Raw genomic sequence first — 12,357 nt, forward strand, 5'->3', positions numbered from 1 at the left:
AGCAACGATTCCCGGGGTCTTGGCAAGCCTCCAGGAAATCATGAGCAAAAAAAAGCCGCCTTGCAGCGGCTTTTTTCAACTCGCTGAAGAGGATTACTTCTTCGCTGCGTCTGCGGCAGAAGCAGCGCCAGCGGCAGCCGAAGCGGCACCAGCAGCGGCGTCAGCAGCGCCAGCGGCAGCCGAAGCGGCGTCAGCAGCAGGGGCAGCTGCAGGAGCAGGTGCGGCAACTGGTGCGGGCGCAGGCGCTGGAGCTTCTTCTTTTTTGCCGCAAGCAGCCAGAGCAACAGCGGCAACAATAGCTGCCAAAACGAGTGACTTGTTCATTTTTACGATCCTTGATGAATTTAGAAAACAATTTCCGGAAACTGTCAAAGGCAAGCCGAACCTGAATTCAGGCTATGTGTTTGACCGGGGAAAGGACTCGAGCTCTTTCTACCCAGCTATAAATTATATGTCGGTTATTGCAAGCCTGAAAACCCTTAGCCGGCAAAACGCCGCGTGGAATCCGGCGGGAGACCCGTAAAAACCACACACCGGCCTCTAAAGTCCCAAGGTGGTCGCCGGGAAGGCTGGCGAGCTTTTCAGCAGCCGCTCATTCAAGCGCTCCCTCAGCGCGAGCCGTCTGGCGACTTCAGAGCCTGCCACCCCCGCACAGCGCGTCAGCTCCAGCCGATCAAATACCCAGCCGGGCGCCCACAGTGCGCTAGGCATGTCATCAGCCGGTGTTGAGGCACTTCCACGGCACTCCACGATGTGCGCCCAGGTTCGCCGCCACGCCGCAAAACGCGCATGACGCCGAAGCACCTCATCGTAATTTTTGGCAAGCATCGTGAACCTGCGGCCGGTCCTGGACCAATCATTCAGCGCCTGAACCACCACGCGCTCACCCAGAGGCCAGTCCTCAAAGCTGGGGTCGCACACAATGATTTCACGCCAGCCCTCTGCGGCAGCCGCTGCAAAAGCCTGCCTGACCAGGCTGGTGAACTCAGTGCGGCCGCTGAATCGCCCCTCCAGCAACATGGGTGGCTCGGCCGGTGTTGTTTGAGAATCCATGAGACTGTCTCCTTCGTCCTTCGAATTGATGGCGAGCCCCTCAGGTGCCGCCCCCCATCAGCAGCTCCTGCCGCAGCCAGCCGGCCTCATGCCAGTCCGCCAGCAACGCAAGAGCAGCCGTGCTGGCCCTGCGCAAGTCACCGGCCGAGAGACCGCGCTGGTCGGCCAGCCGGCGCATGAGGGCGGCATCTGTACCTTTGGCACGGTAGCTTTCACCATTGATAAATACATGGTCGCTGTCATACATCATCCGGCTGCGCGCATCAAGGTAAATGGAGGCTTTGCCCGCCTTGACGGCGTCCGGCACCCAGTCCTGCAGGGGAGCCTCAAACCAGACGGAAGGCTTGGGTTCGGTCATGTATTCCCCCAATGCGCAGGCCAGTGCGAGCGGATCCTTGAGCGCCTCAAGAACGGCTTGCCCGGCGAACCTTGCAAGCCCCTCAGGCAGCGCCGCAGGCGTCGCCGTAGCCGCCTGGCGCGGGTCGCGATAAATTTTCGGCGAAGGACTGGCACGCCGACGCCCCTCGCCGGAGGACGATTCCGGCTCATCTTCGCTGAACTCGGCCAGGCGGTGCAGCAGTTCTGCCGCCAGTTCGCTGCGCCCTGGTGCCCGAAAACCAATGGAATAGGTCATGCAGTCGGCGGCCTCGCCAACCTTCCCCGCCACAGCCTCGGCAATGCCATCATGTGCATAGCGCGGCGGCAGGTAAAGCATGTCGCCCGCCTCAAGGACAAACTCCTCGTCAGGTTCGAAGTTCTGCAGTATTTTCAACGGCACCCCTTGCTGCAAGGTCAGATCTTTTTGCTGTCCAATTTTCCATCGCCGGCGCCCGCTGGCCTGGAGCAAAAACACGTCGTAACTGTCAAAGTGCGGCCCCACGCCGCCGCCCGGCGTTGCAAACGAGATCATCAGGTCATCCAGCCGCGCATCCGGCACAAAACGAAACTTTTGCAACAGCGCATGCGCGCGCGCATCGTGCAGATCCACCCCCTGCACCAGAAGCGTCCATGCATCCCGGCTCAATGGCGGCAGGCTTCGCCTGGCAAACGGCCCCTGCCGCATGCGCCAGCCCTGGGCCTGACGGGCAATCAGACGGGACTCGACATGCTCCTGCCCAGCCAGCCTGAACAGGTCTGTGCGATTGAGCAAAGGCTGAAATCCGGGAATGGCCTGACGCACAAGAAGCGGCTTTTTTTGCCAGTACTGGCGCATGAATCGGGCCGGGCTCAAGCCGGCAAGAAGGTCTAGAGCGTGATTTACATCCATGGGACAATTGTCGGATGAAAATCACCCCGCAATGCGTCGTAGCCCTGACATGGACGCTGAAAGACACCCTGGGCGATGTGCTCGATGAACTGGACGAGCCGGTCGAGTTTTTAGTGGGCGGCAATGATCTGCTGATCAAAATTGAAGAGGCCCTGCAGGGCCACGAGGCCGGCGACAAGCTTGAATTGCATCTGGAGCCCGAAAACACCTTCGGCGACTATGACGAAAACCTGGTTTTCCTGGAAGCCCGCAACATTTTCCCCGCAGAACTGGAAGAAGGCATGACCTTCGACGGCGCAGCGCTACCGGCCGGCGCCAACGGGAAAATTCCGCACGACCACATTTACACCGTAACGGAAATTTATCCTGAGCATGTGGTGCTGGATGGCAATCATCCCCTGGCCGGCATTGCGATCCGGTTGGCGATGAAAGTGGAGTCTGTGCGCGAGGCCACCGCGCAGGAAATTGGACGCGACTCTCTCGGTACGGGTTTTTTCAAACTGGAATCGCTGACGAGCGGCAACGACACATTGCATTGATCCACTCAGGGTGAACGCGAGTTGCAGAGCGGTGCAGCAAATGCTGCCACCGCTCCTACTCTTACCTTTATCTAAACCTAAACCCTCACCCGCCGTGAAGACGACCTGGAGCCGGTTTAAAGACGGTAAATTTGTCCGTTTTCTATCCTGACGCGATCACCGACGCGCAAGTCTCCGTATGCAGGCACGTCGTAGGCGCGGGTGCCGCCGTTGTCCAGCCGGATCGAGATACGATAGGTTTCACGAACAGTCGTGCTCCGGCTTTTCTCAATGGCATTGCCGGCCACAGCGCCACCTACAGCGCCGACCACCGTGGCAGCAGTGCGACCACTACCGCCGCCGATCTGAGAGCCGACCACCGCACCAGCCACACCACCGAGTACCGCGCCGACGCCGGAGCCCTTGCCTGGCTCCGAGGTCCGCAGGACTTCCACATTGGTGACACGCCCAAACTCGGTGTAGTTACCCTGCGGATACTGGGCAGGATAGGAAGAACTGGGATAGGTCGACACCGGTTCCGATGAACTCATGGGCGGAGACCCGCAGGCAGCCAGGGCCGCCAGCAAAAGCACCGAAGCGGTGGTTGAAATATATCGGGAAGGTTGACGCATGGAAGTCTCCTGTTTAAGAAAGTTCGGGACCTTATGCAATCAGCCGGCGCCACCTTGCGCTATGACGTGCAGTTAGCGTGCGGATTGCTTGAGTCTCTAACCTGATTACATGCGCAGTCGCCAAAGCCAGGGGTGGGGCCCCAGGCTGACTCGGCGTGGGAGAGGGCTGCCCAGCGGCGTAAGAAAAGCCTGACGCCGGACGAACCCGGGGCGATGCGGCCGTCCGTTCGACCCTCAGTTTTTGCCGGTGGACCCGTAACCACCTTCGCCACGTTCGCTGGCGGGGAATTCGGTGACGACATTGAACTCCGCCTGCACAACCGGCACGACCACCAGTTGCGCGATACGCTCCATGGGCTCGATGGTGAAGGGCACATCACTGCGATTCCATGCGCTCACCATCAACTGGCCCTGGTAGTCACTGTCGATCAGGCCCACCAGATTACCCAGCACGATGCCGTGTTTATGGCCCAATCCGGAGCGCGGCAAAATGAGCGCCGCATAGCCCGGATCACACAGGTGGATCGCGATGCCCGTCGGCACCAGTTGCCAGGCATTGGCGCCCAGCGTCAGCGGCGCATCCAGGCAGGCGCGCAAGTCCAGGCCGGCGCTGCCGGGCGTGGCGTAGTGAGGAAGATTGCCCTGAAGGCGGGGGTCCAGAATCTTGACGTCGATTTTCATGACTTGTGTTTGCGTTCGGCTTGTTGGGGATGGGAGAATATTTCGGCAGCGCCTGTTGCGGCAGCTCTTGCGGTGGCGGTTCTTGCGGCGGAATCTGCCAGGTCTGCAAGACGTTTGGCCGAGGCACGCAGGGAGGGAGCGCCAACCCTGAACACGACCCACGCAGCATAGGCCAGCAGGAAGGGAATAAACAGAAAGCCTGCTCCGGGCAGTACCCTGGCCAGCACCTGGGTTCCTATCCACGCCACAAGCGCCCACTTCAAATGAGTGAGGAACGGAATTCCTGCAAAGGGTTCCAGGGCTGCCTTGACAGAGGGTATGCCGGAGCTCGGGGAAAACGGCGCACTCGCCTGCCCGGCCGACTCTGGCTTGAACATGTCCGGGCGCGCGCCGGCTGAAATATTTCCGCTGGTCAAGCGTTCGACGTACCGCGCGAAATCGCCATCAGGAGGGGTGTCGGAGGGGTGTATCAAGCAGCTCACCCTTTCCGGGTCGAAGCGGCCGGCGCCGCCAGCCTGGCAGCGATTTCCTGAACCAGCCGGCGTGCCAGCGACAGCTTGGACGCCCGGGCCACCTCGGTGCTGCCTTGCTCGTCAACCAGCAGCAACGCGTTATGGTCCTGTCCAAAAGTATCGGGCCCGATGTTACCTACCAGCAGTGGGACGTTTTTGCGCAGGCGCTTGGCTTGGGCGTTCTCGGCCAGGTCATGGCTTTCTGCGGCAAAGCCCACGCAAAACAGCTTGCCCGCCCGGGCGGCGGCAGACTTGGCAACGGTGGCGAGGATATCCGCGTTTTCCGTGAATCCCAGTTGCGGCGCGTGGCCCGAGCCGTCTTTCTTGATCTTTTGGGTTGATGGTGTCGCAGGACGCCAGTCGGCCACAGCCGCGGTAGCGATGAAAACAGCAGCGCCCTGCACCCGGTCCATCACGGTATCGAGCATATTCTGTGCAGATCTCACGTCAATGCGCGTGACACCCCGTGGTGTGGGCAGGCCCACCGGGCCGGCGACCAGCGTGACCTCGGCACCCGCTTCACGCGCAGCGCGTGCAATGGCAAAACCCATCTTCCCGCTGGACAGGTTGGTAATGCCGCGCACCGGGTCAATGGCCTCATATGTGGGGCCAGCCGTGACCAGCACGCGCTGACCGGCCAGCACCTTGGGCGCAAAGAAGGCAATGATGTCTTCCAGCAGTTGCTCGGGTTCCAGCATGCGCCCATCACCCGTTTCCCCGCACGCCTGAAAGCCGTTGCCCACGCCCAGCACCCTGGCGCCGTCTGCTTCAAGCTGAACAAAGTTGCGCTGCGTCGCCGGGTGCGCATACATCTCGCGGTTCATCGCCGGCGCCACCAGCAGCGACACCTTGTCGATGGGCCGGGCCAGGCACATCAGGCTCAGCAAATCATCGGCGCGGCCATGGAGGAGCTTCGCCATGAAGTCAGCGCTCATGGGTGCGATCAAAATCGCATCGGCCTCGCGCGACAGGTTGATATGCGCCATGTTGTTGGCTTCGCGACTGTCCCACTGGCTGGTGTAAACCGGCCGGCCGCTCAGCGCCTGCATGGTGACAGGTGTGATGAACTGCTCGGCCGCTTCCGTCATGACCACCTGCACGGTGGCGCCAGCCTTGATCAGCGCGCGGCACAGCTCGGCCGACTTGTAGCAGGCAATGCCGCCCGACAGGCCCAGCACCAGATGCCTGCCGGCCAGGTCCAAGGCTTCGCCGCCGGCCGCGCTGTTTTCCAGGGGATTGGCTTGATTTGTCATGTTTCGCAATGTAGCAGCTAGATGGGCCCCCACGCTTTTCACTGCGTGTAATGCGCTGCCCCCCGAGGGGGCTGAACTTGCTTGGGGCGGCCCGGCGCTGCGTTCGTTGGCCCCCACGCTTTTCACTGCGTGTAATGCGCTGCTCCCCCCCCGAGGGGGCTGAACTTGCTTGGGGCGGCCCGGCCGCGGCGTTCGTTGGCCCCGACGCTTTTCACTGCCGTGTAATGCGCCCATCACAGGAAAGCCCGGGTTTTAGTGCCTCCGCTGGCGGCCGCCGTGCGGCCAACCCGTATAATCTCCGTTTACCACCTCTGCGAACTTGCGGTTCGTACCTGACATGACCAAATTTGTCTTCGTCACCGGCGGTGTGGTGTCTTCCCTGGGCAAGGGAATCGCCTCAGCCTCCTTAGCTGCGATCCTTGAATCGCGAGGCCTCAAAGTCACTCTTATCAAGCTGGATCCCTACCTCAACGTGGATCCCGGCACCATGTCGCCCTTTCAGCACGGTGAAGTTTTCGTCACTGATGACGGCGCCGAAACCGATCTGGACCTGGGCCACTACGAGCGCTTCATTGAAACGCGCATGCGCAAGGCCAACAACTTCACCACCGGCCAGATTTACAAAAGCGTGCTCGAAAAAGAACGTCGCGGCGACTATCTTGGGAAGACCGTGCAGGTCATTCCCCACGTCACCAACGAAATTCAGGAATTCATCAAGCGCGGCGCTGGCTATGAAACCGCTGATGCGGTCGATGTGGCGATTGTCGAAGTAGGCGGCACCGTCGGCGACATCGAATCCCTGCCCTTTCTGGAGGCCGTGCGGCAGATGAGCCTGCGGATGGGGCCCAACAACACCGCATTTGTGCATCTGAGCTATGTGCCGTGGATTGCGGCCGCCGGCGAACTCAAGACCAAGCCGACGCAGCACACGGCCAAGCAATTGCGCGAAATCGGCATTCAGGCCGACGTGCTGCTGTGCCGCGCAGACCGTCGCATTCCGGCGGAAGAGCGTGAAAAAATCTCCCTCTTCTCCAACGTGCCCGAGTGGGGTGTCATTTCCATGTGGGACGTGGACACGATTTACAAGGTCCCGCGCATGTTGCACGAGCAGGGACTGGATGGCCTGATCTGCGACAAGCTGCGCCTGAATACGCCGCCAGCCAATCTCAAGCGCTGGGACGATCTGGTGTATGAAACCGAGCATCCCAAGACCGAGGTCAACATTGCCATGGTTGGCAAGTATGTGGACCTCTCCGACAGCTACAAGTCGCTCAACGAGGCCCTGCGTCATGCGGGCATGAAAAACCATGCCAAGGTGGTCATCGAGTATTTCGACTCCGAAACCATCACCCCCGATAACGTGTCGCGCCTGGCACGCTTCGACGGCATTCTGGTGCCTGGCGGCTTCGGTGTGCGGGGTGTCGAAGGCAAGATTTGCGCCGCCCGCTTCGCCCGTGAAAACAAAATACCCTACCTCGGTATCTGCCTGGGCATGCAAGTGGCCACCATCGAATTTGCGCGCCACGTCGCGGGCCTGAAAGACGCGAACAGCACCGAGTTCGACCCGGCCACCCCCAACCCCGTTATCGCGCTCATCACCGAGTGGAAAGACGCCGACGGCACCATCAAGACGCGCGACGCCAAGTCCGACCTGGGTGGCACCATGCGGCTTGGCGCTCAAAGCTCCGATGTCGCCAAGGGCTCGCTGGCCCACAAAATCTATGGCGATGTGGTGACCGAGCGGCATCGCCATCGCTATGAAGCCAACGTCAACTACCTCGACGCCTTGCGCAAATCGGGCCTCGTCATTTCGGCGCTCACGCAGCGCGAGCACCTGACCGAGATCGTGGAATTGCCGCAGGATGTGCACCCGTGGTTCGTGGGTGTGCAGTTTCACCCCGAATTCAAATCCACCCCCTGGGCCGGGCACCCGCTGTTCAATGCCTACATTGCGGCGGTGCTTGAGCACCGCGTCAAGGCCGGCCAGGATGGCAAAGCCACGGCCAAGGCCCTGAAAGCGGTGGCCTGACCATGAAACTATGCGGATTTGACATTGGTCTGAACCAGCCGTTTTTCCTGATTGCCGGACCCTGCGTGGTGGAGTCCGAACAGCTCCAGATGGACACGGCCGGCACGCTGAAAGAGATCACTTCGTCGCTGGGCATCCCCTTCATCTTCAAGTCCAGCTACGACAAGGCCAACCGCTCCAGCGGCACCAGTTTTCGCGGCCCCGGCATGGTCAAGGGCCTGGAAATCCTCGCCAAGGTCAAACGCGAGCTGAACCTGCCCCTCCTGACCGATGTCCATTCGGAAGCCGACATTGCCACCGTCGCCTCCGTGGTCGACGTGTTGCAAACCCCGGCGTTTTTGTGCCGCCAGACCGACTTCATCCATGCGGTGGCGCAATCGGGCAAGCCGGTCAATATCAAGAAAGGCCAGTTCCTCGCGCCGGGTGACATGAAGAACGTCATCGACAAGGCGCGGGCGGCAGCACGCGAAAAAGGCCTCAACGAAGACAACTTCATGGCCTGCGAGCGCGGTGCCAGTTTTGGCTACAACAACCTGGTGTCCGACATGCGCAGCCTGGCCATCATGCGCGAGACGAATGCCCCGGTGGTGTTTGATGCGACCCACTCGGTGCAACTCCCCGGCGGCCAGGGCACCAGCAGCGGCGGCCAGCGCGAAATGGTGCCGGTGCTGGCACGGGCTGCGGTCGCCGTCGGTGTGGCCGGCCTCTTCATGGAAACGCATCCCGATCCGGCCAAGGCCCTGAGCGACGGCCCCAATGCCGTGCCGCTCAAGCACATGAAAGCCCTGCTCGAGACGCTGCTAGAACTGGACCGCGTGACCAAGAAAAACGGCTACCTTGAAAACAGCTTCGGAGCCTGACCGTGCCAAGTGCCTACATCATCGCCAACGTTACAGTTACGAACCCCGAACAATACGAAACCTATAAAAAACTCTCTAGCATTGCCATGCAAGTGCACGGCGCCGAAGTTTGCGTGCGTGGCGGCAAGGTCGAGGTGATTGAAGGCGATTGGTCGCCAAGCCGCCTTGTCATGCTGAAATTCCCCGACATGGAGCAAGCCCGGGCCTTCAATGCGTCGGCCGAGTACGAGGCCGCCCGTCAGTCGCGTCAGGGCATCGCCGTCATGCGCATGGTGCTGGTTGAAGGTGTGTAGTTTCAGTCTTCTGATTTTTGTTTTCTGATTTTGAAAGAACATAAATGAGCGCAATTGTTGATATCGTTGGCCGTGAAATTCTCGACAGCCGTGGCAATCCCACCGTTGAATGCGACGTGCTGCTGGAGTCCGGCGTGATGGGCCGCGCCGCAGTCCCCTCGGGCGCCTCCACCGGTTCGCGCGAAGCCATCGAGCTGCGCGACGGCGACAAATCGCGCTACCTTGGCAAGGGCGTGCTCAAGGCCGTCGAGCACATCAACACTGAAATCTCCGAAGCCGTGCTCGGCCTGGATGCCAGCGAGCAGGCCTTTCTCGACCGTACGCTGATTGACCTGGACGGAACGGACAACAAGTCCCGCCTGGGTGCCAATGCCACGCTGGCCGTCAGCATGGCAGTCGCGCGTGCGGCGGCTGAAGAAGCTGGCCTGCCGCTGTACCGCTACTTCGGCGGCAGCGGCGCCATGCAAATGCCCGTTCCCATGATGAACGTGGTCAACGGCGGCGCGCACGCCAACAACAACCTTGACTTGCAGGAGCTGATGATCATCCCCATCGGCGCACCGAGCTTTCGCGAAGCCGTGCGTTACGGTGCCGAGGTGTTTCATGCGCTCAAGAAAATCCTGCACGACAAGGGCATGAGCGTGGCCGTTGGTGACGAGGGCGGCTTTGCGCCGAATGTGCCCAGCCACGAAGCGGCCATCCAGATGATCCTCGAGGCTATCGACAAGGCCGGCTATGTCGCGGGTGAACAAATTGCGCTGGGCCTGGATTGCGCGGCCTCCGAGTTTTACAAGGATGGCAAGTACGTGCTGGCCGGCGAAGGCCTGAGCCTGGACGCCACCGAATGGACCAACATCCTGGCGACCTGGGTCGACAAATACCCCATCATCAGCATTGAGGACGGCATGGCCGAAGGCGACTGGGATGGCTGGAAAATACTGACCGAACGCCTGGGAAAACAGGTGCAACTGGTCGGCGACGACCTGTTTGTCACCAACACCAAGATTCTCAAGGAAGGCATCGACAAGCACATCGCCAACTCGATCCTGATCAAGATCAACCAGATTGGCACGCTGACGGAAACCTTCGCTGCGATTGAAATGGCCAAGCGCGCCGGCTACACCGCCGTCATCAGCCACCGCTCTGGCGAAACCGAAGACTCCACCATTGCCGACATCGCGGTTGGCACCAATGCCGGCCAGATCAAGACCGGTTCGCTCTCCCGCTCGGACCGCATGGCCAAGTACAACCAGCTGCTGCGCATCGAGGAAGACCTGGGTGACATCGCGACGTATCCAGGCCGCGCAGCGTTCTACAACCTGCGTTGACCTGACCACATCCAATTCCACGGCTTGTGGCTAAACCTTGGCTAATCGCTTCATCCCTGCCATCCTGATTGCGTTGCTGGTGTTGTTTCATGCGCAACTCTGGATTGGCCGGGGCAGCGTGCCAAGCGTGCGCGAGATGCAGCAGCGGCTGGACGAGCAACTCGCCAAAAATGCGCAGGCGCAGGTGAGCAATGAGCAGCTGGCGGCCGAAGTCAGGGACCTGCGGGAAGGCCTGGAAATGGTCGAGGAAAAGGCACGGATGGAGCTGGGTATGGTCAAGCCCAATGAGATCTTTGTACAGATCGCCAAATAAGCGCTTCAGCCCCGGGTGCAACACCCTGCCTCGACTCATTTACCTGTTGTCTCATTTGCTACCTCATCGGGGTTCACTGTGCTGAATATCGCGCTGGTTGGCGCCCCCCAAACCGGAAAGTCCGCCCTCGCCGCCGCTCTGAATGGTGCACTGGAAACCTCGGCTTGCGCCGCTTCCGTCGTGATCGACCCCGCGCACCTGCCTGCCGGCAATCTGGCCGGCTACGACCTGATTCTGCTCATGGGGCTGGAGGCACCTGCGCACGGGCTTAATCCGTGTGGTTTGCCAGCCATCACTGCCCAGATGAGGGAAGCTGCAGACCAGTCGATTCGCACCGCACTGCTACAAGCTGGCGTGCCCTACCAGGTGATTTACGGCTCGGACGATGGACGCCTCACCCACGCACTCGCTGCCCTTGAGCCCCTGCTGAAAACGGCCGGCAAGCACCTGCGGCAAAGCCCCGGTTCAGTGGGCGGCCCGGACAGCGCCGGCAAAGCCCGGCCCTGGGTATGGGTGTGCGACAAATGCAGTGACCCGCAGTGCGAGCACCGGCTACTGAGCGATTTGCTGGCCGGGCGTATCCGCCCGGCATAGGGGCCGCTCAAGGCCACGTGTAGATCCCGGTTACTGCACCGTCGGGGTGGGCGGTTGCTGTCTGCTCTGGCTCATGAATATCTGCGCCGCATCCACGGGGTCAAAGTCGTACTGGGCACCGCAAAACTCGCAGCCAACGGCCACCTTGCCGCGCTCTTCAATGATGCTCTCAATCTCTGCCGTACCCAGGCTGCGCAGCATGTTGCCGACACGGTCGCGCGAGCAGCTGCAGGAAAAGCTGGGCGTTACCGGCTCAAAGCGGGTCACCTGCTCCTCCCAGAACAGGCGGCGCAGGATGGTGTCCGCATCCAGGCCCAGCAGCTCTTCGCGTTTCAGCGTTGCGGCCAGCATGGCGATCCGGTTGTAATCTTCATTGAGGCCGATCTGGTCCTCATTGGCGTCCCTGTCAATCCGGCCCTCCAGGTTGCCCTGCCCTTTCACCGGCAGGCGCTGGATCAGGAGGCCGGCAGCCACCTTGCCATCGGCGGCCAGAATCAGCTTGGTGTCCAGCTGCTCGCTCTGCAGCATGTAGTGCTCCAGCACCTCGCCCAGGTTTTCAATCTTTTCGCGCCGGTCGCCAAACAGCGGCACCACGCCCTGGTAGGGCTGCTGCCCCGGCAGCTTGTCCTTCGGGTCCAGCGTGATGGCGCAACGCCCCTGGTTGTTCACATTGACCAGTTGGCTCAAGGAACTGCCGGCATCCACGCTGCCCGTCACCGTTGCGGTGGCGCGCAGGCTCAGGTCGGGCTGCACTTCCGCCACCGCCAGCTTGACCGGGCCATCGCCAAAAATCTGCAAAGTCAACGAACCATTGAATTTGATGTTGCTCTGCATGAGGGCGCCGGCCGCCGTCATTTCGCCCAGCAGGTGCATGACCTCGACCGGATAGCCTCCAGCAGCCTGCCGGCGCTTGAGAATCTCCCGCCAGGAGCCGGTCAGGCGTACCAGCATGCCGCGCACCGGCAGGCCGTCAAAGAGGAATTTATGAAGTTCGGACATTAGGCCCCCACGCTTTTCACTTCGT

The 12,357-nt window shown here is 61.1% G+C and carries 15 protein-coding genes; 8 read left to right on the top strand and 7 right to left on the bottom strand.

All coding sequences use genetic code 11. The annotated features are described in order from the left end of the window. Positions 1-40 precede the first annotated feature (40 nt). Positions 41-523, top strand: coding sequence for a hypothetical protein (locus tag BPRO_RS29635; RefSeq protein WP_157045812.1), 483 nt, complete (start codon positions 41-43; stop codon positions 521-523). A 17-nt stretch (positions 524-540) separates the two neighbouring features. Here BPRO_RS29635 and BPRO_RS15860 read toward each other — a convergent pair whose 3' ends face one another. Both BPRO_RS15860 and BPRO_RS15865 read right to left on the bottom strand, forming a co-directional pair. Continuing rightward, the gene (locus tag BPRO_RS15860) at positions 541-1,053 is read right to left on the bottom strand and encodes a hypothetical protein (RefSeq protein WP_011484083.1); all 513 of its coding nucleotides are present in this window, start codon (positions 1,051-1,053) and stop codon (positions 541-543) included. 40 nt (positions 1,054-1,093) lie between these two features. Then, positions 1,094-2,320, bottom strand: a complete 1,227-nt coding sequence (locus tag BPRO_RS15865; RefSeq protein WP_011484084.1) for a JmjC domain-containing protein — start codon at positions 2,318-2,320, stop codon at positions 1,094-1,096. A gap of 14 nt (positions 2,321-2,334) precedes the next feature. Between BPRO_RS15865 and BPRO_RS15870 the strand changes: the two genes are divergently transcribed. Then, positions 2,335-2,859, top strand: a complete 525-nt coding sequence (locus BPRO_RS15870) for an FKBP-type peptidyl-prolyl cis-trans isomerase (protein ID WP_011484085.1) — start codon at positions 2,335-2,337, stop codon at positions 2,857-2,859. 116 nt (positions 2,860-2,975) lie between these two features. On the opposite strand, the gene BPRO_RS15875 is transcribed toward BPRO_RS15870, so the two are convergent. The 4 genes from BPRO_RS15875 to coaBC all read right to left on the bottom strand — a co-directional run bounded on the left by BPRO_RS15875 (position 2,976) and on the right by coaBC (position 5,916). Continuing rightward, positions 2,976-3,470, bottom strand: coding sequence for a glycine zipper 2TM domain-containing protein (locus BPRO_RS15875; RefSeq protein ID WP_011484086.1), 495 nt, complete (start codon positions 3,468-3,470; stop codon positions 2,976-2,978). Positions 3,471-3,704: 234 nt separating this feature from the next. Then, entirely contained in the window at positions 3,705-4,151 is a 447-nt protein-coding gene (gene dut, locus BPRO_RS15880; RefSeq protein WP_011484087.1) for a dUTP diphosphatase, read from the bottom strand. Continuing rightward, positions 4,148-4,528, bottom strand: coding sequence for a hypothetical protein (locus BPRO_RS15885; RefSeq protein ID WP_041388875.1), 381 nt, complete (start codon positions 4,526-4,528; stop codon positions 4,148-4,150). The genes dut and BPRO_RS15885 overlap by 4 nt, the downstream gene beginning before the upstream one ends. Before the next feature lie 101 nt (positions 4,529-4,629). After that, positions 4,630-5,916 carry a bifunctional phosphopantothenoylcysteine decarboxylase/phosphopantothenate--cysteine ligase CoaBC gene (gene coaBC / locus BPRO_RS15890; RefSeq protein WP_049764133.1) on the bottom strand — a complete coding sequence of 429 codons (1,287 nt, stop codon included), beginning with the start codon at positions 5,914-5,916 and terminating at the stop codon, positions 4,630-4,632. A 337-nt stretch (positions 5,917-6,253) separates the two neighbouring features. Between coaBC and BPRO_RS15895 the strand changes: the two genes are divergently transcribed. The 6 genes from BPRO_RS15895 (at position 6,254) to BPRO_RS28040 (ending at position 11,333) form a co-directional block, all read left to right on the top strand. Beyond that, entirely contained in the window at positions 6,254-7,945 is a 1,692-nt protein-coding gene (locus tag BPRO_RS15895; protein WP_011484090.1) for a CTP synthase, read from the top strand. Between the two features lie 2 nt (positions 7,946-7,947). Continuing rightward, positions 7,948-8,805 (top strand): 3-deoxy-8-phosphooctulonate synthase, encoded by an 858-nt coding sequence (gene kdsA, locus BPRO_RS15900; RefSeq protein WP_011484091.1) that lies wholly within the window; start codon positions 7,948-7,950, stop codon positions 8,803-8,805. Between the two features lie 2 nt (positions 8,806-8,807). Beyond that, entirely contained in the window at positions 8,808-9,098 is a 291-nt protein-coding gene (locus BPRO_RS15905) for a DUF1330 domain-containing protein (RefSeq protein ID WP_011484092.1), read from the top strand. Positions 9,099-9,142: 44 nt separating this feature from the next. Then, a complete protein-coding gene (eno, locus tag BPRO_RS15910) occupies positions 9,143-10,426 on the top strand; it encodes a phosphopyruvate hydratase (RefSeq protein WP_011484093.1) in 1,284 nt (427 codons plus the stop codon). Between the two features lie 37 nt (positions 10,427-10,463). After that, positions 10,464-10,739, top strand: a complete 276-nt coding sequence (locus BPRO_RS15915; protein WP_011484094.1) for a septum formation initiator family protein — start codon at positions 10,464-10,466, stop codon at positions 10,737-10,739. A 78-nt stretch (positions 10,740-10,817) separates the two neighbouring features. Beyond that, positions 10,818-11,333: a hypothetical protein gene (locus BPRO_RS28040; RefSeq protein ID WP_011484095.1), complete on the top strand. Its 516-nt coding sequence runs from the start codon at positions 10,818-10,820 to the stop codon at positions 11,331-11,333. 30 nt (positions 11,334-11,363) lie between these two features. Here BPRO_RS28040 and BPRO_RS15925 read toward each other — a convergent pair whose 3' ends face one another. Then, positions 11,364-12,332 carry an Hsp33 family molecular chaperone HslO gene (locus BPRO_RS15925; RefSeq protein WP_011484096.1) on the bottom strand — a complete coding sequence of 323 codons (969 nt, stop codon included), beginning with the start codon at positions 12,330-12,332 and terminating at the stop codon, positions 11,364-11,366. Between the last annotated feature and the right edge of the window lie 25 nt (positions 12,333-12,357).

The sequence above is a fragment of the Polaromonas sp. JS666 genome, from assembly GCF_000013865.1.
GTDB lineage: Bacteria > Pseudomonadota > Gammaproteobacteria > Burkholderiales > Burkholderiaceae_C > Polaromonas.